At 64.1% G+C, this 18,661-nt stretch carries 18 protein-coding genes; 5 read left to right on the top strand and 13 right to left on the bottom strand.

The genetic code is table 11. The features are described 5' to 3' along the window. The first annotated feature begins 18 nt into the window (after positions 1-18). Positions 19-1,401: an amino-acid N-acetyltransferase gene (gene argA, locus QQS38_RS01990; protein ID WP_479643687.1), complete on the top strand. Its 1,383-nt coding sequence runs from the start codon at positions 19-21 to the stop codon at positions 1,399-1,401. A gap of 49 nt (positions 1,402-1,450) precedes the next feature. Beyond that, the gene (locus QQS38_RS01995; RefSeq protein WP_479643688.1) at positions 1,451-1,726 is read left to right on the top strand and encodes an oxidative damage protection protein; all 276 of its coding nucleotides are present in this window, start codon (positions 1,451-1,453) and stop codon (positions 1,724-1,726) included. A gap of 30 nt (positions 1,727-1,756) precedes the next feature. Here the strand turns inward: QQS38_RS01995 and QQS38_RS02000 are convergent, their stop codons facing one another. From QQS38_RS02000 to QQS38_RS02010, 3 genes are all read right to left on the bottom strand, one after another. Further along, positions 1,757-2,245 (bottom strand): metallophosphoesterase family protein, encoded by a 489-nt coding sequence (locus QQS38_RS02000; protein WP_479644078.1) that lies wholly within the window; start codon positions 2,243-2,245, stop codon positions 1,757-1,759. 46 nt (positions 2,246-2,291) lie between these two features. Continuing rightward, on the bottom strand, positions 2,292-2,492 hold the full coding sequence (locus tag QQS38_RS02005) for a hypothetical protein (protein ID WP_479643689.1): 201 nt from the start codon (positions 2,490-2,492) through the stop codon (positions 2,292-2,294). Positions 2,493-2,648: 156 nt separating this feature from the next. After that, the gene (locus QQS38_RS02010) at positions 2,649-3,269 is read right to left on the bottom strand and encodes a glutathione S-transferase family protein (RefSeq protein ID WP_479643690.1); all 621 of its coding nucleotides are present in this window, start codon (positions 3,267-3,269) and stop codon (positions 2,649-2,651) included. Between the two features lie 275 nt (positions 3,270-3,544). Here QQS38_RS02010 and QQS38_RS02015 point away from each other — a divergent pair, with 275 nt between their 5' ends. Continuing rightward, entirely contained in the window at positions 3,545-3,727 is a 183-nt protein-coding gene (locus QQS38_RS02015) for a hypothetical protein (protein ID WP_479643691.1), read from the top strand. A gap of 49 nt (positions 3,728-3,776) precedes the next feature. Here QQS38_RS02015 and QQS38_RS02020 read toward each other — a convergent pair whose 3' ends face one another. From QQS38_RS02020 to QQS38_RS02060, 9 genes are all read right to left on the bottom strand, one after another. Next, positions 3,777-4,082: a DUF3579 domain-containing protein gene (locus QQS38_RS02020; protein WP_479643692.1), complete on the bottom strand. Its 306-nt coding sequence runs from the start codon at positions 4,080-4,082 to the stop codon at positions 3,777-3,779. Beyond that, complete coding sequence (locus QQS38_RS02025; protein WP_479643693.1) at positions 4,079-5,704, bottom strand: methyl-accepting chemotaxis protein; 1,626 nt, start codon at positions 5,702-5,704, stop codon at positions 4,079-4,081. Before QQS38_RS02025 ends, QQS38_RS02020 begins: the two co-directional genes overlap by 4 nt. 99 nt (positions 5,705-5,803) lie before the next feature. Further along, positions 5,804-7,000 carry a porin gene (locus QQS38_RS02030; RefSeq protein WP_479643694.1) on the bottom strand — a complete coding sequence of 399 codons (1,197 nt, stop codon included), beginning with the start codon at positions 6,998-7,000 and terminating at the stop codon, positions 5,804-5,806. Between the two features lie 150 nt (positions 7,001-7,150). Further along, positions 7,151-7,825 carry a response regulator gene (locus QQS38_RS02035; RefSeq protein ID WP_479643695.1) on the bottom strand — a complete coding sequence of 225 codons (675 nt, stop codon included), beginning with the start codon at positions 7,823-7,825 and terminating at the stop codon, positions 7,151-7,153. Between the two features lie 4 nt (positions 7,826-7,829). Then, positions 7,830-9,203 carry a sensor histidine kinase gene (locus tag QQS38_RS02040; RefSeq protein ID WP_479643696.1) on the bottom strand — a complete coding sequence of 458 codons (1,374 nt, stop codon included), beginning with the start codon at positions 9,201-9,203 and terminating at the stop codon, positions 7,830-7,832. A 108-nt stretch (positions 9,204-9,311) separates the two neighbouring features. Continuing rightward, positions 9,312-10,175 carry an ABC transporter permease gene (locus QQS38_RS02045; protein WP_479643697.1) on the bottom strand — a complete coding sequence of 288 codons (864 nt, stop codon included), beginning with the start codon at positions 10,173-10,175 and terminating at the stop codon, positions 9,312-9,314. A 32-nt stretch (positions 10,176-10,207) separates the two neighbouring features. Further along, positions 10,208-11,005, bottom strand: a complete 798-nt coding sequence (locus QQS38_RS02050) for an ABC transporter ATP-binding protein (RefSeq protein ID WP_479643698.1) — start codon at positions 11,003-11,005, stop codon at positions 10,208-10,210. Positions 11,006-11,118: 113 nt separating this feature from the next. Continuing rightward, on the bottom strand, positions 11,119-12,123 hold the full coding sequence (locus tag QQS38_RS02055; RefSeq protein ID WP_479643699.1) for an ABC transporter substrate-binding protein: 1,005 nt from the start codon (positions 12,121-12,123) through the stop codon (positions 11,119-11,121). Between the two features lie 207 nt (positions 12,124-12,330). Continuing rightward, positions 12,331-13,290 (bottom strand): helix-turn-helix transcriptional regulator, encoded by a 960-nt coding sequence (locus tag QQS38_RS02060; RefSeq protein WP_479643700.1) that lies wholly within the window; start codon positions 13,288-13,290, stop codon positions 12,331-12,333. A 112-nt stretch (positions 13,291-13,402) separates the two neighbouring features. Here QQS38_RS02060 and QQS38_RS02065 point away from each other — a divergent pair, with 112 nt between their 5' ends. Continuing rightward, entirely contained in the window at positions 13,403-14,713 is a 1,311-nt protein-coding gene (locus QQS38_RS02065; protein WP_479643701.1) for an APC family permease, read from the top strand. Positions 14,714-14,733: 20 nt separating this feature from the next. Here the strand turns inward: QQS38_RS02065 and QQS38_RS02070 are convergent, their stop codons facing one another. Continuing rightward, complete coding sequence (locus QQS38_RS02070) at positions 14,734-16,134, bottom strand: alkaline phosphatase family protein (protein ID WP_479643702.1); 1,401 nt, start codon at positions 16,132-16,134, stop codon at positions 14,734-14,736. Between the two features lie 594 nt (positions 16,135-16,728). Between QQS38_RS02070 and QQS38_RS02075 the strand changes: the two genes are divergently transcribed. Next, the gene (locus QQS38_RS02075) at positions 16,729-18,642 is read left to right on the top strand and encodes a TonB-dependent receptor plug domain-containing protein (RefSeq protein WP_479643703.1); all 1,914 of its coding nucleotides are present in this window, start codon (positions 16,729-16,731) and stop codon (positions 18,640-18,642) included. Positions 18,643-18,661: the final 19 nt, after the last annotated feature.

Below are 18,661 nucleotides of genomic sequence, written 5' to 3' on the forward strand. Positions count from 1 at the left end.
GCGCATTATAATCCCGGGATGAATTCTCAAACCGACCTCGCCCCCACGCCGGAGAGCGCCGCCGCCCGTCCCGCGGCGCCCGACCCCGCAGCCGTCTCCCACGCACAGTTCGTCGACTGGATGCGATCGGTGGCGCCGTACATCCACGCGTTTCGCAATAAGACGTTCGTCGTCGGGTTCGGGGGCGAGGTGGTCCACCAGGGGCTGCTCAACGCGCTCGTCTCCGACATCGCGCTGTTGCAAGCCATGGGCATTCAGATCGTGCTCGTGCATGGGTCGCGCCCGCAGGTCGAGGAACAGATGAACCTGCACGGGGTGCAGTCGGAGTTCTCGCACGGCATGCGCATCACCGACGCACGCGCGCTCGAATCGGCGAAAGAAGCCGCCGGCGAAGTGCGGCTCGACATCGAAGCGGCGATCAGCCAGGGGTTGCCCAATACGCCGATGGCGCATGCCCACATCAGCGTCGTCTCGGGCAACTTCGTCACCGCGCGGCCGGTCGGCATTCTCGACGGCGTCGATTTCGCCCACACCGGCGTGGTGCGCAAGGTCGACGCCGAATCGATCCGCCACTCGCTCTCGAGCCGCAAGCTCGTGCTGCTCTCGCCGCTCGGCTTCTCGCCCACGGGCGAAGCGTTCAACCTGTCGATGGAAGACGTCGCCTCCGCAGCCGCGATCGCGCTGCGCGCGGACAAGATCATCTTCCTGACGGAAACGCCGGGGCTCATGGACGATGCGGGCGAACTCGTGCAAGAGCTTTCGCTCGACGACGCCTACAAGCTGCTCGACAGCGGCGAGGTCAAGGGCGATGCGGCGTTCTATTTGAAGCATGCGGTACGCGCGTGCCGCGGCGGCGTGGCGCGCGCGCACATCATTCCGTACGCGCTCGACGGCAGTTTGCTGCTCGAACTCTTCCTGCACGACGGCGTCGGCACGATGATTTCGTACGAGAACCTCGAAAGCCTGCGCGAAGCCACTCCCGACGACGTCGGCGGCATTCTCACGCTGATCGAGCCGCTCGAATCGGACGGCACCCTCGTCAAGCGCGGCCGCCACCAGATCGAGCGCGACATCGATCACTTCTCGGTCATCGAGCACGATGGTGTGCTGTTCGGTTGCGCAGCGCTCTACCCTTACCCGCAGGAGCGCATCGGCGAGATGGCGTGCCTCACGGTCGCGCCCGATGCGCAAGGGGCCGGCGACGGCGAACGCCTGCTCAAACGCATCGAGCAACGTGCCCGCGCACGCGGCTTGACGCGCATTTTCGTCCTCACGACGCGCACCGAGCATTGGTTCTTGAAGCGCGGCTTCGTCAAGGTTTCGGTCGACGATCTTCCCGAGGACCGTCGACGCCTCTACAACTGGCAGCGCAAATCGCTCGTGCTGATGAAGCAGCTCTGAGCGCGGCCCCGCGTTGCTTGTCCCCAATCGACTACAGGAGAAATTCACGATGGCCCGCATGATTCAATGCGTCAAGCTCGGCAAGGAAGCCGAAGGACTCGACTTTCCGCCGCTGCCGGGCGAGCTCGGCAAGCGCATTTACGAAGGGGTTTCGAAGGAAGCTTGGCAAATGTGGCTCAAGCACCAGACCATGCTCATCAACGAGAATCGTCTGAACATGGCGGATCCGCGCGCGCGCCAGTACTTGATGAAGCAAACGGAGAAATTCTTCTTCGGCGAAGGCGCCGATCAAGCGGCAGGCTACGTGCCGCCGCCGCAGGGCTGAGCCGCCGCCCAAAACGGAACCGCAATCTCTTCAATCCGGCACGAGCGTCTGCAGTTGCGCGCGGACGCGCCCGGCCTCGACCGATAGCATGGCTGCCGATATCGGCAACTTGAAACGCCGCGGGCCGGCGCTCCCCGGGTTCACGTAGAGCACGCCGTCGCGCGTCGTGATCGACGGCTTGTGGGAGTGCCCCGTCACGACGACGTCGATTCGCGTGTGCAGCGAGTCGATCCGGCAGTCCGCGATGTCGTGCACGACATGAATCGCCACCCCTGCGATCGTCAGCGTCGCCGCAAGCGGCAACGCGTCGGCCCACGCCCCCCGGTCGTTATTGCCGCGTACGGCCGTGAGCGGAGCGATCTTCGCTAATGCGTCGAGTACGTCCGGATGGCAAACGTCTCCGGCATGCACGATCGCGTCCACGCCCGCGAGCCATGCCAGCGCTTGCGGACGCAAGAGGTCGTGAGTATCCGAAATGAGGCCGATGCGAACGGCGGACGAGGCGTTGACCCTACCCATGGCGATGAACGGCGCAAGCGGCAACCGACCCGCGGTGCGCACGCACTCAGACGGCCGCGGCCGCGCCGCTATGACGGTGACCGAACAGTTCACGCGAACGATGCAACGCCGCCCGCGCGCCGCGCGTCGCCATGACCGCGCCGACTTGCCCCAGATTGAAATCGAGCGACACCATCAATTCCATCAGTTCGACCATCGGCAAGACGACGGTCGGGCTGTACAGCCGTTGTTCGATCTGATTCTTCATGGCGACTCTCCTAGCTGATCTGCGGGGCAGCCTATGCCTCGTCATCCAGCCTGATCGCCATTCTAAGGACGTGCGCGATGCCGATAAATGCGTTAAATCGAAAGTCAGAAGTCGCAAGAAGCGAACAATCGCAGCGCGTATCTCATTCGAGCGGTGTCATTCTAGCGGTGCACCGATGAAGGCCGGCAAGGCTTCGGCTCGCTCCGACAGCGCGGCCAAGGCCGGATAGCGGCCCGGTTCGACCGCGCCGGGCAGCATGTGTTGCGTAAAGCGCCAGGCCACCGCTACGGTGATATCGGGCTGCATGAGACGGTCGCCGCACAGCCAGGTGTCGGCCCCGACACCGGCGATACCGCGCTCGAGCGTGTCATAGGCGGCGGTCAACTGCGTCTGCACGCGTTCCAGCCACGGCGCGTGTTGCTTTTCCAGCGGCCGCAAGTTGCGCTCGTAGGCGATCTGTACGGTTTTCTCGCACGCGGCCAGCGCGAACCCGATCACGCGCAGCGCTTCACGGCGCGCCGTGCCGTCTTGCGGCATCAAGCGTGCTTGCGGCGCAACGCGATGTTCGAGGTAATCGAGAATGAGCGTCGAGTCGATCAACTGCGTGCCATCGTCGTCGATGAACGTCGGCGCCTTGACCACGGGATTGATCTCTCGGAACCGATCGAAGTGGCGAAATACGGAAACCGGCCGGTGCTCGAACGGCATACCATAGACCGCCATGGACACGGCGACGCGACGTACGAACGGGGAATCCATCATGCCGATCAACTGCATCGATGCCTCTCTGCTTGTTTGGGGAAAGGTGCCGCGCTAAGCGAACGCCAGTTTGCATCGCGCGCTCGCCCATGACAAGGTGGCGATCGTGGATTGGCAGAAAAAGAAGCAGGCGCGTTGCGTCGCTTTCATGAAGGAGGGAGGCAGCGATGACGAGGAGCTCCACTTCACGGGTCGCCGCATGCGCGGCCCTGTGCGCATCCTGTTTGGCGTGCACCCCGCTATCGTCCGACTACGCGTATTCGACAACCGTTCTCTTGCGCAACGGAAAGACCGTGAATTGCGACGTCAACGAATTCCCCGCGAGCACCGCCGCCGAGCAAAACGGGCTCAGCATTACGGAGGAACGCCAAGCCGAGGTGCTGGCCACCCAGCGGCTACGCGTGCTGAGCGGTCCGTACTCCGAATATCCAACTCCCTATACGGCGCCGACCGTCCGTTGCCGGCCCGCCAAGTGAACGCGCGGCCAAGCGCACCATCGGGTCGGCCCGCGCTCCGCCGTCCGCGCTAGCCGCCGGCTCGGACCGATAGCTCGTTATCCCTCGCAAAGCGCATGAGGAACTCGAACGCCTCGGGACAAACCTCGACGAGTTCAGCCGAAATGCGCAAACATTTGACGCTGCCGTCGACGAACGGCACCGCGAGCCACGTCGCCGCAACGCCGCGGCCCGGCCGCCGCTCCTTGACGAACAGCGTGATGACGCCCGCGAGCCGCTCGGCCCAATCGCCCGGCCGAAACGGTTTGCCCGCGTGCGTCACGCCGACGATCCGGTAGTGACAGGTGCGCGTAAGTGGATGATCGGTGGTGGTCATGCGTGAATGAACGAGTGAATCTCGGGCTTCCCCTGTCGCATCGCCCCGAGCGTTGCGGCAGAGCGGCCATCGGGGTGGAGTCGAAACGCCGCGACCGTTTCGTCGAGCAGGCGAGCCTGCTCTTCGAGCGACGCAGCCGCGCCGGCGGCCTGTTCCACGAGCGCGGCGTTTTGCTGCGTCGTTTGCTCCATCTGCGAGACGGTCAGATTGATGGCTTCGATGTCGGACGATTGACGCTCGGAGGCCGTGCTGATTTCGGCGATGATGTGCCGCACTTCGCTCGCGGCCTGCACGATCCGCGTCATCGTCGCGTGGGCGCGCTCGGCCAATTGCGTTCCGCCCTGAACCTTCGCCGCCGAGGCCGTCATCAGCTCGCGGATCTCTTTGGCCGCGGCCGCCGAGCGTTGCGCGAGCGCGCGTACCTCGCCGGCCACCACGGCGAATCCGCGTCCTTGTTCGCCGGCGCGCGCCGCCTCCACCGCCGCATTGAGCGCGAGAATATTGGTTTGAAATGCGATGCCCTCGATCGCGCCGACAATGTCCACGATATGCTCCGAGTCGGCCGCCATGTCGGCGATCGCGGCAACGATCTCGCTCACGGCGTCTCCGCCCCGCCCCGCCGTAGCCGACGCGGTCTCGGCTAGCGCATTGGCCTCGCGCGCATGGCGGGCGTTTTGCACCACGGTCGCCGTCAGCGTTTCGAGACTTGCGGCGGCTTGCTGCAGCGCCGCCGCTTGGCGCTCGGTGCGCGCCGACAAGTCCGCATTGGCGTCGGCCATTTCGTGCACGCCACGCCGGATCTGCCCGGTGCCTTCGCGCACGCGCGTCACGGCCTCGGCCAAGCTGCGCTGCATGCGCGCGAGCGCCGCCATCAAACGCCCCATCTCGCCGCCGCGAGAGACATCGATCGCCGAGGTCAGATCGCCCGTCGCGATGCGCTCGAAATGAGCGACGGCCGTGCCGATCGGTTTTACGACGGCGCCGCGCAGAAAGCGTCGTGCGAGCACAGCGAAGACGATCGATGCGCAGCCGACGACGACAAAGAGCCACAGTAAATCGTGAAAGCGCTGTTGCGCCGCTGCAAAGTGCGCCCTTTGCGCCTTCACCTGGAACTCCATCAACCGCCGCGAAGCTTGCCGATAGTCCGCAAAGAGCGCCTCGCTCGCCCGCCGCTCGATCAGTCGAAACGACGCGAAATCGTCTTGATCGAGCGCCGCCACTTCCGGCGCGATCACTTGCCCTATCAGCTTGTCACGCGCAAGGCGCAGCGCATTGGCAAGTGCGGCTTCAACCTCGCCCGAAACGGGCAGCGCCAGATACGCCGCAAGCGCTCGATCGCTCGCACTCAGCGCTGCATGCGTGCGCTCGAGCGTGGCGGCCGTCGGCTTGCCTTGGGCCACGAGCGTCTCGTAGCCGCCGAGCGCGACGCGCGCCTGCAAGATGTTATCGGCGCTGTCGGCCAACGCCGTCAACGCCGCGGTTTCGCCGCTGTACATTCTTTCGAGCGCGACATTGGCCGATTGGAGCCCCGCCACCGACGCGGCAATCACGAGAACCAGCGCGCCCGTGTAGCCCACGATCGTCGCGGTCAGCGCGGCGCGAATGTTGGGAATCCATACCATGGCTGTCATCCACAAAAAAAGGGCGGCGGGCGAACAAGTTCGCCGCCGCCTCAAGCCGCCGCTAAGCGGCTAGTCGTCGCGGAGTGGGAGGGGAATCGATCAGAAGCGCGTGCGAATACCCGTCGCGACTTCGAGCTGATTGTCGTGGCCGTGCGTTCCCGCCACCGTGTAGCCGCCGTGCAACTTCATGTAGTCGGCCGCCAGATACAACTCGGTTCGCTTCGACAGATGATAGAAAGTCGAGGCGTAGACCGTTTCCTTGTAGCCGTTGTGAACCGTCGTGGCCGTCGTGTCGAACGAGCCCGAGTTCGCGTTCGGAATGTTGCCGTCGGCGTTGTACGCCGCGTTCTTCACGTGCATCTGCTGATAGCCCAGCTCATAGTCCATCGGGCCGTGCGGTGCGAGCTTGAACGACACCGTCCACGCGTTGTCTTCCCGATCGGGCAGCGAGCCTTGCTTGCCCGTGTAATGGAAGTAGCCGGCATTGATCTTACCGATGCCGAAGCGATAATTGCCCCCCACCGAGTACGTCTGATCGACGAAGTTGCCGTTGTTCGTGTGGTTGTAGAACCCACCCACGGAGAACGACGGACCGTTATAGCCGAGCGCCGCTTGGTAGCCCGACCCGGTCGCAAATTGCGTCGAGTTGCTGAACTGATAGTCGGCTGCCGCGTAGATCCCGTTACTGAACAGCTTCTTCCACGCGATACTGTTTTCCGAGCGTGTGCCGGTCGGCCCCGCCGCGTAGAAAACGAGCTGCTTGAAATTGTTGGAGTTGGTGTAAGCCCCTTCCTTGGTCGAGAACTTCGAGCTCGTGTACGGATCGCCATAAAGGCCGGAGAAGTCCTTCGCAACCGTATCTTGGAAGCCGACCGTCACCTGGCCTAGCGTAGGATTGACGAGACCCACCCAGGAATCGCGGTCGAAGAGCTGACCAGCATCTTCCATGTTGCCGCTCGTCGGGACGAATTCGCTCTCCAACGTGAAGATGATCTTGTTGCCGCCGCCGATGTCCTCAGCGCCGCGCAGGCCCCAGCGGCTGCCGCTGAACCACGGTTCGCCGCCCACGTCGTTCGGATGGCCCATCGAGATCAAGTGCTGGCCGGCTGCGTTCGCGTTCGTCGTATAGGCGACAGCGCTCAGATCGATCAAGCCATAGAGCTGCACGCTCGATTGCGCATGCGCGCTCGTTGCCACCAAAGCGCCCGCCGTCAGCGCCAATGTACGATACGTCTTTTTCAAGATCGTCTCCTCTCTTACTGCGTTGAAATTTTGTTTTGCGCGAAGCCGGCCCACCGTGCCGTATTTTTCTTGCGTCGTCGCAATGGAGAGAATCGTATCCGTCGCTATCCTTCACGCTCCTTTCGCCGATCGTTAGTACTACTAAGTAGTTATACGTAAACCGCCCTCAAACTAGCGGCTATCGGCCAACCCGACGATTGCGACCTACGAGCCGTCCTTCGCCCGCAACACGTAGCCGAGCCCGCGCAGCGTCATGATCTGCGCCGTCGAATGAATCAAGTGCTTACGCAAACGGTGAATGTAAATGTCGATCGCATCGGCGCTAGGTTCGTCTTCCAGGCTGTAGACGCTATCCATCAACGCCGTCTTCGATACGGTCTTGCCTTGCTTGAGCATCAGCGCCTCGAGAATCGCATGCTCGCGCCGCCGCAATACGAGCGGGGTGTCTTGGTGACTGAATTCTCGGGTGTTGGAGTTGTAGTGCAAATCGCCGCACACGAGCGAGACGGACTTGCCGCTCGCTTGCCGGCGGATCAGCGCCTTGATGCGTGCGATGAGTTCGCGCGCATCGAACGGCTTCACCACATAGTCGTCGGCGCCCGCGCTGAAGCAATCGACTTTGTCGTCGATGGACCCGTGCGCCGTCAGCATGAGCACGGGCGCATTGTCGCCACGACGCCGCAAACGCGCGAGGACATCCTTGCCGCTCATCCGCGGCAAGCGCATGTCGAGCAGAATCACATCGTAGTGACCGGTGCGCAGCACCGCGTCGGCCGCTTCGCCGTCGGGCACGCAATCGACCGTGAAATTCTCGCCCTGCAGTAGATTGACGATCCAATGCGAGAGTTCGGCGTTATCTTCCACGAGCAGCAACTTCATCGCATCATTCCTTTTCCTTCCACGCAGGCAAGCGCACGGTGGCGACAAGCCCGATCCGACCCGCGCCCGGCGCGACCGCAACTGAGCCGCCGTGCGACTGTGCGATGCGCTGCACGATCGACAAGCCGAGGCCCGTGCCCTCGACGTTCGTCATCCCGCGATAGAACCGCTCGAACACATGAACGCGTATCTCCGCGGGAATGCCTGGCCCATTGTCCTCGACTTCGAGCACGATTTGCTCGCCCTCCCGACGGCATCGGGCCGTCACCGCGCCGCCCTCGTGCGTGTATCGCACCGCGTTGTCGACCAGGTTGGCGACGAGCGCCGTCAACAACTGCTCGTTGCCCGCCACGCGCAAGTCGCCGTCGAGCTCGGCGCCAAGGTCGATGTCGCGGCGCTGGGCGGCCAAAATCAGCTCCTCCAGTACCGACGAGACGACTTCGGTCATATCGACGGACACGTTGGGCGATGGCGCCGCCTCGGCACGCGCGAGCAGCAGCAACTGGTTCGTGATTTCCGTCATCTTGCGGCTCGTGCGATGGATGCCTGCAAGCGCATCGGACAAAGCGGGCCTGTCGTCGATGCATTGGCGCGCGCATTCGACTTGCGTATCGAGCAGCGTCAGCGGCGTCCGCAATTGATGCGCGGCGTCGGCTATGAACTGCCGCTGGGTGCTCGTATGAAGCTTGAGCCGGGCGATGCACTGGTTGATCGCATCCACGATCGGCCGCAGTTCCGTGGGCAGATGCGCCACATGAACGGGATCGAGTTCCATCGGGTCGCGATCGGCCACGTCCTCTTTCAGCTTCATGAGCGGGCGCAACTCGCTCGTGAGACCGATCAGCACGAGCAGCACCGCAAGCACGAGCATCAAACCCTGCCGCACGAGTTGCGGATGCCACAGTTGCGCCAACATGCCCTGCCGGGACGCTTGCGTCTTGCCCACGACAACGACGACCGGCAACGCCTCGCCGGAGTTGTAGAGCTGGCGTTCGAACGCGACCGCTCGAATCGATTGGCCGTCGAGCGTGGTGTCGTAGAAGACCGGATAGGATGGGTGCGCATCGCTAGGCAGCGAAAGCTCGAGCGAACCGCCGAGCAGCCTGTCGCCGCCCGCCACGACCTTGTAGAAGACGTGATCTTGATAGGGCGACTCGAACATTTCGAGCGCTGCGGGCGGGATGTTGGCGGTCAGCTCGCCGTTGCTCCACTGGACATCCTCTCCGATCGTTCGCGCCGACGCGAGCAGGACGCTGTCTTGCAACAAGTCGGCCGTCTGACGCGCGGCCTCGTACGCCATGACCCCGGCGACGAGCATGAACGCCGCGAGCGGCAATAGCACCCACCAAAGCAGGCGGGCGCGCAAGCTATGCATCATCGATCGACGCCCCGTCTATGTCGTTTGGCCCGCGCACGGCCGACGCGGGCAGCATCGGCTCGGCGCGAGCCGGCCATCTCGTTCGCGCCGCTTGGCGCATCCGCTCGCTCAGAAGGCGGCGGGCCTCCATTTCAGCAACCGTTTTTCCAGCGTCGTCAACAGGTAGTCCGTCGTCAAAGCCACCACAGCCAATACGATCATCGCCGCGAACACGCCGCTCGAGTTGAAGGCGCCTTGGGCCGTCGAGATCAAGAGGCCGATACCTTGCTTCGAGCCGAGGAACTCGCCGACCACCGCGCCGACGAGCGCGAAGCCGAAGCTCACGTGCAAGCTCGCCAAGATCCAGGACAGCGCCGAAGGGATCACGACGGCCGTCGTCAATTGCCGCTTGGACGCGCCGAGAATCTGCGCATTGGCGATCATATACCGGTCGGCTTCGCGCACCCCTTGGAAGGCATTGCCGAAGACGACGAAAAACACCATCACGACGGCGAGGGCCACCTTCGAAGCCATGCCGAGGCCCAGGGCGATGACGAACACCGAACCGAGCACGACGCGCGGGATCGAATTGGCGATTTGGATGTAGAGGCTGAACACATCGGAGAGCAGCTTGTTGCGCCCCAATACGACCCCGCAAATCACGCCGGCGACGGAGCCGATCGCAAAGCCGATCATCGTCTCTTCGAGCGTCACCCAAACCTGCACGAGCAGCGGCCCCTGCGAGGTGCCGTTCACGAACCAGTCGATGATCTGGGCGAAGATCAGCGAGGGCATGGAGAAGAAAAACGGATCGATCCATTTGAACCGCCCCGCGACCTCCCAGCCGCCAAGCCATACGACGAGCACGAGCAAGCGCAACGCGATGATCAACGCGCGGCGCTGGGCCAGCTTGCGCCGCGCCGTTTTTTCCACTTCCGCAAGCGACGCGTCGGCGAGGCTTGCTTTGGATGATTGTTCGAAGGTAGTAGCCATAGTAGCCATCTCAGTCTTTCCGGTGTTCCAGGTCAAGCGATTTGCACTTCTTCGCGCAGGTCATGCCAAATATCGCGCGAAAGCTCGATGAAGCGGGGCTCGTAGCGAATCTCCGAGGTGATGCGCGGGCGCGGCAGGTCGATTTGGTAGACCTTCTTGAGCGTGGCCGGGCGCGCGGTCAGCACGAAGACGCGATCGGCGAGCGCAATCGCTTCCTCCAGATCGTGCGTCACGAACACGACCGAGCCCTTGTTGGCCGACCACAACTGCAGCAACTCGTCCTGCATCAACGTGCGAGTTTGCATGTCGAGCGCGGAGAACGGCTCGTCCATCAGCAGGATCTCAGGCTTGTTGATGAACGTCTGCGCCAGCGCCACGCGCTTGCGCATGCCGCCCGACAACTGGTGCGGATAGTGGCCGCCGAATTTCTCGAGGCCCACGCGGCGCAACCAGTCTTTCGCCTCTTCATGAGCGGCGGCTTTGGAGCGACCGCGAAACAACGGACCGGCGGCGACATTGTCGAGCACCGTGCGCCACGGGAACACGGCGTCGGCTTGAAACACGAAACCGATACGCGGATCGATACCGGTGACGGGATTGCCCATGACGCGCACGCTGCCGGTGGTCGGCTTGAGCAAACCCGTGATCATGCTGAGCGTCGTCGACTTGCCGCAGCCGGTCGGTCCGACGATGGCGATGAATTCGCCCTTGGCGACGGACATGCTGAAATCGCGCAACGCGACCGTCGCTTTACCGTCGGGGGAAATGAAGCGGCACGACACCGAATCGAACTCGATGACGGGTGCGTCCTGGGAAGCAGCGTGGTTCATCAAAGCATCCAAGCGTTTTGAGGTGGGCGCCCGAACTGCGGCGCCCTGGGGTACGGCGGGGTTGACTTCGATCCGCTCCCGCGGGCAACTGGCCCCGAGCGAGCGATCGATACTTACTTCGCGGCCACGAACTCGTTCGTGTACGTTTTCGACAAATCGACGTGCTTGCCCTTGACCGACGGGTTGAAGCCCGAGAGCACCTTCAACACCGTTTCCGGGCCGTCGGCCGGCATCTTGCCATCCACCGTGTACATCGGCAGCGAGGCCTTCAGTGCGCCCACGTACAGTGCCCTGTCCTTCTGATAATCGGCCGGCATCTTGGCAGCGATCTCTTCCGCGCTGTGCGTATGGATGAACTGCATCGTGCGCACGAACGCATGGGCGAGCTTCGCGGCTTCGGCCTTATGCGAATCGACCCACGCCGACTGCACGTAGAGGCTCGATGCCGGGTAGGTTCCGCCGAGCGCCGCCTTGGTGCCTTCGACCGAACGCATATCGACGAGCACCTTGGCGTCGCCGGTTGCAAGCAGCTTCGATACCGTCGGCTCGGTCGTCATGCCCGCATCGATGCGCGACTGCTTGACCGCGGCGATGAAGCTCGCATCGGCCCCTACGGGCAGCATCGTGTATTGCGACGAGGTGATGCCATGCACGCTCGCCAGATACTGCGTGAGGAAACTGGTGGAGGAGCCCAGGCCCGTCACGCCCAGCGTCTTGCCCTTGACGTCGGCCATCGATTTGAGCGAATCGGCCGCCTTGGTCGACACCATCTCGACTTCGCCCGGCACTTGACCGAAGACGACGATCGCTTTGACGTCCTTGCCCTTCGTTTGCAGATCGATGGTGTGATCGTAGAAACCGACCACGGCTTGCACGGCGCCCGCGAGCAGTTCGTTTTCAGCGTCGACGCCGGCCGGCTGCGACAGCAATTCGACATCGAGCCCTTCATCCTTGAAGTAGCCGAGTTGCTCCGTCAACTTTGCCGGCAAATAGATGAGCTTGGTGATCCCCCCGACCATGATGGTGATCTTGCCGGCATCGGCAGCCATGGCGCCTTGAGAGGCCAAGCCGAACAGTACGGCGGAAGCGAGAGAAAAACTGCGGATTTTCCGCGACATCGGGTGCATGCGAGCGTCTCCTCATTTATGTCGGCCTTTTTAAAATGGCCGGGTTACATCGATGGAGCGATTCTAGGTGGAACAATCCTTCCCGAGCCTTTCACCACCCCCGGTCAGGCATACGGGATTACCATGACGGGCCGTTTCGGCGGATGGGAACCGGTTCGCAACCGTCACAACAGCGGCAAAAACGGCGCGCAGCGCGTGTCAGGCGGTAGCGTTCAATGCGGCGATTTCCTGGCCGAGCGTGCGTAGCGCTTCGCGCAACGCGGGCGGATCGAGCACGCGCACACACGCACCGAGCCGCAGCAATTGGCGCGCCGCCTGCTCCGTCGCTTCCACCGGCAGCGTCACTTCGCACCAGCCATCCTGCGCGGACAAGGCGCAAACCGCTCGATCGGCGGCGGCCGCGCCGAGCGCATGCAGATCGGCCAGCGCGTCGGGCCTGACGAGCAACGTCGCCTTGCCTTTGAGCAAGCCGCGCTCGAAGCGCTCCACCATGCCCGACCAGTGCTGCTGCAGGTCGAAACCGTCGGGGCGCTCGAAGGACTCATCGAGCAGGCACAAGCGCTCGATGTTGGCCGCCTTGTAGATGCCCATGCGCTTGCGCGCTTGTGCGACGAGATACCAATTGCCGGCCTTCAGTACGAGACCGAGCGGCCGGCAGCGGCGCAAGCGCGCGCCCTCCCAGCTTCGATAGCGCATTGCGATGCATCGCTGTTGCCACACTGCGCTCGCCAGTTGCGGCAGCAGCGGGGCCGGTTCCGGCCGTCGATACCAATCGACGGGATCGATATGCAAGCGCGAGCCGATCCGGGAGCCGCCCGCCGCCGCGGCCGGCAGCGCCGCCAGCAGCTTGAGCTGCGCCGAGCGCAGCGGCTCGCTCAAGCCCAGCGCGGCGGCCGCGCCGGGCAAGCCGGCGATCGGCAGCGTCTCGGCTTCGGCGCGCGTCATGCCGGTCAAGTCGGTCCGGTATCCGTCGAGCAGGGCAAACCCGCCGCCCGGGCCGCGATCGGCATAGACGGGCACGCCCGCCGCGCTCAGCTGATCGACATCGCGATAGATCGTACGCACCGACACCTCGAATTCGTCGGCCAATGCCTGCGCCGTGATGCGTCCGCGCGCCTGCAACATCAGCAGCATCGAGACGAGCCTGCTCGTTCGCATCGCCTGTCTCCCGATTCATGACATCCTTTGTCAGGTATCCGGGATTATAACGATCACACATCACGCCAACGAGCGACGCATCTGCGTCGGCCTACGAGAATTCGGACCCGCCATGAGCGAATCGACGAACACCACGCAGCGGCAACACGGAACAGCGCACGGGCGGCTCACCGTGCTTCAAGGGGCCGCGCTTTATGTGGGGGCCGTGCTAGGCACCGGCGTGATCGCGCTGCCCGCGTTGGCAGCCAAAGTGGCCGGCCCTGCGTCGCTGTTGGCGTGGCTTGCGCTCGTGCTGCTTTCGGCGCCCCTGGCCGCCACCTTCGCCGCGCTGGGCGCGCGCTACCCCGATGCGGGCGGGGTCGCCACCTATGCGCGCCGAGCCTTCGGCCCGCGCGCCTCGGCCATCGTCGGCTGGTGCTTTTATTTCGCCGTGCCGGCCGGCACACCGGCTGCCGCGATCTTCGCGGGCGCCTATGTCGCGGCGGCGCTGGGAGGCGGCGAACATACGGTGTTCTTGACGAGCGCTGCCTTGCTCGCGATCGTGACACTCGCCAATTCACTCGGCGTCACCGTATCGGGCAAGATGCAAGTCGTGCTGGCGACGTTGCTCGTCGCCTTGCTGCTGACTGCCGTCGCCGCCTCCGTGCCGCACGCGCATGCCGCCTACCTGCATCCGTTCGCTCCGCACGGCTGGCTCGCCGTGGTGCCGGCGGCCGCGCTGCTCGTCTGGAGCTTCGCGGGGTGGGAAGCCATCACGCATCTGGCCGGCGAATTCAAGCATCCGGCCCGCGATTTGCCGCTGGCATCGGCCATCGCCGTCGTCGTCGTCGGTGCGCTGTACTTGGCGGTCGCGCTCGCCAGCGTGCTCGTGCTCGGCCCTTCGGCCGGAGACAGCGCGGCGCCGCTCGCCGAACTGCTCGTGCTCGGCATCGGCGGCAATGTCCGCGTACTCGCCGCGGCGGCCGCATTGCTGCTCACGCTCGGGACGATGAACGCCTACTTCGCAGGCGCGGCCAAACTCGGCGCGGCGCTCGGCCGCGATGGCGCGTTGCCGGGCTGGCTCGCGGCGGGCAGCCTCGCCGGGGACGTGCCGCGCCGCAGCCTCGCCGTCGTGTCGGGGCTGTCCGCACTGTCCATGTGCGCGGTCGCGTTTGCAGGCGTTGGCCCCAAGCCGCTCGTGCTGATGACGACAGGCTCGTTCGTCACCGTCTACGCGCTCGGGTGCGCCGCGGCGCTGCGCTTGTTGCCGCGCGGCACCGCAGCGCATCGGTGTGCGCAATGCGCCCTCGTTTGCGTCGTCGCGCTGTGTCTTGCGACCGGTTGGTTCCTGCTGTGGCCGCTGGGCATGAGCGGCTGCGCCCTGCTCTATTTGCGGCTCGGCCGCCGCCGGGCGAATCGCACCGCAGTCGGTTGCGACGTTTGACGACGAGGCGCTGACGCCGCCTAGGCGGCGCCACCGCCGATCGGCCCGGGCCAGTCGAGCGCACGCAGCGCCGCCGCGCTGCCGCCCGGCCGAGCGGGGGCCGAGGCCGCGCCCACCGGCAACGCATGAGGACACGGGTGAATATCGCTGGCCTTGCGCGGCGTCGATAAGGTGAGCAGCGCCGTGAGATCGGCCGCGCCCGCGAAGCGCGGCGTATCGAGCAGCGGCGCGCCGTCCGAAGGCAGGAATTTCGCCAGCGTCTTTGCAATCGACGCATGGTCGTACACCGTGTGATCGATGCTGGCTTGCTTCACGTACGGCGACACGACGACAGCGGGCACGCGAAACCCGTAGCGATCGAATCGAAAGCCGCGCTTGGTCAGCCCTGTGGGCGAACTGGGCGCGAGCGCGCGCATGCCGGCTACGTGGGCGGAATCGGGGATCACGTGGTCGAAAAACCCGCCGTGCTCGTCGAACACGATCAACAGCAGGCTTTGCTCCCAATACGGCGACGAAAGAATCGCGTTGTAGACGCGTTCGACGAGCGCCTCGCCCAAGCGCACGTCTCCGCACGGATGCATCGATTCGCCGTTTTCGAAGTTGCCGATCGGGTCGTAGCGCGGCTCGATGAAGACGAAACTCGCATCGAGATTGCCGCTCGCCAACGTCGAAAAGAAATCCTCGTGCCCGATGAAGCGCGTGTGATGCGCATCGGCGCCTTTGATCGCCCACGACTGAGGGACGTCGCCATGGGCGACGAGCCATTGTTCGGGCGCAAGCCGGGTGAGCAACGAGTCTTCGCCATTGCCGTACTTGGCGCCGTCGAACAGGCTCGCTTCGATCGATACGAGGCCGCTCGGCGAATGATCGAGCCCCCAGGACGTGCCGGCCAAGGCGAAGAAACGATTCGGCCAGGTCGGGCCGGGCACCGACGAAAACCATCTGTCGCATACGGCGAATTGCTGCGCGAGAAAGTTCAGCACCGGCAGTTGGTCGGGTGTGAAGCAGCGCAACGCCGACGCCACGTCGTAACCGTGCGCCTCCAGATCGCGCGCAAAACCGAGGTCGTTCGGCACCGGCGCGCAAGCGGGATACGCGCCGTTCGCAAGCCCTGCCGAATCGTCGCGCACGCAGGTGGCGTATGCGCGACCGTCACTTGCGCAGGTCCATTGCATGAGCGCATCGGTAAACTCGTGGCCGGGGTCGAAGGCTAGCCGAAACGGCGCGCCCTGGCCTACCGCGTAGGCGGCCCCTCGCGCGCCCGCATTCGAAAACGGCGGCTTGCCGGTGAGCCCGTCTGCCTGTGTCGGCGCGCCGTCCGGCGTCCAACCGCGAAAATCCGACCACCCGAAGAGGTTGTCGTACGAGCGGTTCTCCAACATCAATACGAACATCTTCTTGATATTTAGGACTGCTGACATCTTCCACTCTCCGCTATTCGAGGAACGAGAAAGCCGCCGCGTAAGTCAGGTCGCAAGACGACAAGGCCCATCGGATCGATGAAGGCCCGCCGGACACCGCGTCCGGCCCGGTCGCGAAATTATGGACCCGCGACCTGACGAATGCCACCGTCATGGATTCGCGGCAAGCGCCGCACCGGCAGGCGTCCAATGTTGATTGAAACGGGCGTTTGGCGCATCGTCGCACCCGTTGCGCAAACGATTGCGGGAAAGGCCGACCGCGACGATCATGCCGAGCCCCTTCGCACAAGAATACGTTGCGCCAGCGGCCGTCGACGAACGGCGCGCGAACCCATGCGCGGTGAATCGCCGCGCTATCCCTAGAACAGTGCGGAGCGTGCGTCAAGCTGGGGCGAGCGCCCCTCAAGCTTTACATTTCGAGGCCGTTAAAAAGGCAGGCTCACAACAGATGATGGGTCGCCGTCTCACTCCTGCCTCATGCTTACGGACCGATTCATTCGCGGGCGAGTCCCGCACCCGCTGTGCCGCCTGGCGTTCGTAGCTGCGATTCTAGCCGCGACGGGAAACGTTCGCGCCGAAGATGCTCGCGCCGCCGTGCCCACTTCGCCGGTCGACCTCGCCTCGCTGCCGCTGGAAACGTTGATGCAGGTGAAAGTCAAGACCGCTTCGCTATTCAACCAATCCGTGGCCGAGGCCCCCGCCGCCGTTGTCGTGCTGACGGCCAAAGACATCCGGGCCTTCGGTTGGCGCACGCTCGCGGACGCGCTCGGTTCGCTGCCGGGCGTCTACACCACCTACGACAGGACCTATTCGTACCTGGGTGCGCGCGGCTTTCAGCGCCCGGGCGATTACAACAGCCGCTTCCTGCTGTTGATCGACGGCATGCGCGTGAACGACTCGGTGTACGATCAGGCGCCCATCGGCGACGACTTTCCGCTCGACATGGATTTGGTCGAGCGCATCGAATACGTGCCCGGCCCCGGCTCGGCCATCTATGGGTCGAACGCATTCTTCGGCGTGATCAACGTCGTCACGAAGAAAGGCAGCGATATTCACGGCGCGCAAGCCGCAGCCTCGGTCGGCAGCTTCGGCGAAAAGCGCGCACGCGCAACCTACGGCTGGCACGGCGAGCATGGTGCCGATCTGGTCCTATCCGCGACGTCTTTCGATCGCAGCGGCCAAGACCTCTACTACCCCGAGTTCGATACGCCCAACCAGAACCACGGCGTTGCGCAAGGACTCGACTACGACCGCGCCCAATACTTGTTCGCGAAGTTCGCCTACGCGGGCTTCAGGATCAGCGCCGGTTACGGCAACCGCACCAAGGGCATGCCGCCCGCGCCCTACGACGCCGTCTTCAATGCGCCGCAAAGCACCACCGATACACATAGTTTCATCGACGCGACCTACAGCCACAGCGTCGCGCATGGGGTCGACATCGCAACGGAACTCTATTGGGAGCGATACGACTACTCGAACCTCGCGTTGTACGGCGCACCGGCGCTCGCCAATCGCGACGGCGACAAGGCGATCTGGTACGGCGCGGATGTGCATGCCACCATTTCCTCCGTCCCTCGCAACAAGTTCGTCATGGGCGTGAGCGCGATGCGCGACGCGAGCCGCGATCAGTTCAACTACAACACCGATCCCTATCAGCTCGTGCTCGACGATCGACGCAGCAGCAACTCGATCGGCGTGTATGCGGAAGATGAGATCAAGCTGCCTTGGCGCATGACGTTGAACGCGGGATTGCGCGTGGATCACGAAACGATCGCGGGAACGAACGTGAGCCCGCGGCTTGCGCTGAACTACAGGCCGACGGACGTCGATACGTTCAAGATCATCTACGGACGAGCCTATCGCGCGCCGAACGCGTACGAACTCTATTACACGATTGCCGGCCCGGGCGGGCAGCAAGGCAACCCCTCGCTCAAAGCCGAGCACATCACGACAACCGAACTCGTTTACGACCGCGCGCTCGGCGAGAATGCCCATGCCACCGTTTCGTTGTTCCATTACGAAGTGCGCGACCTCATTACGGAGACCCTCGATCCGTCGGGCGTCTTTGTGTTCGAGAATACGGACAGGGCGCGCGCGAACGGCATCGAGCTCGCCTACGAGCAACACATCGCCTCGTTGGCCACGATCCGCGCGAGCTATGCCTGGCAGCTCGCGCGCAACGGCGATACCGGCGCCGTGCTGCAAAACTCACCGCGCAATCTGGCCAAGCTCAATGTCACCGTGCCTCTCTTTCATCATGCGGCCCGTTTGGGCGCCGAAATGCGGTGCGCATCGGCGCGGCTCGCGCAGGCAGGCTCGGCCGCCGGCTACTGCCTCGGCAACGTAACGATCGGTAGCGCGCGCCTAGTGCCGCACGCGGACGTGTCCTTCTCGGTTTATAACGTCACCGACAAGCGGTACGCGGATCCAGCCGGCCCCAACTTCACGCAGAACGTCATCGCGCAGCAAAGCCGGACCTTCGTGCTCAAGCTCGTCTACGGTTTCTGACATGCGCGCCGCTAGATCG

It is taken from the genome of Trinickia sp. Z7 (assembly GCF_056498045.1).

Excerpts from the sequence above, each read along its gene's own strand:
- QQS38_RS02060 (WP_479643700.1), bottom strand. The coding sequence starts at position 13,290 with ATGCGAACGAGCAGGCTCGTCTCGATGCTGCTGATGTTGCAGGCGCGC.
- argA (WP_479643687.1), top strand. The coding sequence starts at position 19 with ATGAATTCTCAAACCGACCTCGCCCCCACGCCGGAGAGCGCCGCCGCC.
- QQS38_RS02000 (WP_479644078.1), bottom strand. The coding sequence starts at position 2,245 with ATGGGTAGGGTCAACGCCTCGTCCGCCGTTCGCATCGGCCTCATTTCG.
- QQS38_RS02065 (WP_479643701.1), top strand. The coding sequence starts at position 13,403 with ATGAGCGAATCGACGAACACCACGCAGCGGCAACACGGAACAGCGCAC.
- QQS38_RS02045 (WP_479643697.1), bottom strand. The coding sequence starts at position 10,175 with ATGGCTACTACCTTCGAACAATCATCCAAAGCAAGCCTCGCCGACGCG.
- QQS38_RS02010 (WP_479643690.1), bottom strand. The coding sequence starts at position 3,269 with ATGCAGTTGATCGGCATGATGGATTCCCCGTTCGTACGTCGCGTCGCC.
- QQS38_RS02005 (WP_479643689.1), bottom strand. The coding sequence starts at position 2,492 with ATGAAGAATCAGATCGAACAACGGCTGTACAGCCCGACCGTCGTCTTG.
- QQS38_RS02040 (WP_479643696.1), bottom strand. The coding sequence starts at position 9,203 with ATGATGCATAGCTTGCGCGCCCGCCTGCTTTGGTGGGTGCTATTGCCG.
- QQS38_RS02070 (WP_479643702.1), bottom strand. The coding sequence starts at position 16,134 with ATGTCAGCAGTCCTAAATATCAAGAAGATGTTCGTATTGATGTTGGAG.
- QQS38_RS01995 (WP_479643688.1), top strand. The coding sequence starts at position 1,451 with ATGGCCCGCATGATTCAATGCGTCAAGCTCGGCAAGGAAGCCGAAGGA.
- QQS38_RS02050 (WP_479643698.1), bottom strand. The coding sequence starts at position 11,005 with ATGAACCACGCTGCTTCCCAGGACGCACCCGTCATCGAGTTCGATTCG.
- QQS38_RS02020 (WP_479643692.1), bottom strand. The coding sequence starts at position 4,082 with ATGACCACCACCGATCATCCACTTACGCGCACCTGTCACTACCGGATC.
- QQS38_RS02025 (WP_479643693.1), bottom strand. The coding sequence starts at position 5,704 with ATGGTATGGATTCCCAACATTCGCGCCGCGCTGACCGCGACGATCGTG.
- QQS38_RS02035 (WP_479643695.1), bottom strand. The coding sequence starts at position 7,825 with ATGAAGTTGCTGCTCGTGGAAGATAACGCCGAACTCTCGCATTGGATC.
- QQS38_RS02055 (WP_479643699.1), bottom strand. The coding sequence starts at position 12,123 with ATGTCGCGGAAAATCCGCAGTTTTTCTCTCGCTTCCGCCGTACTGTTC.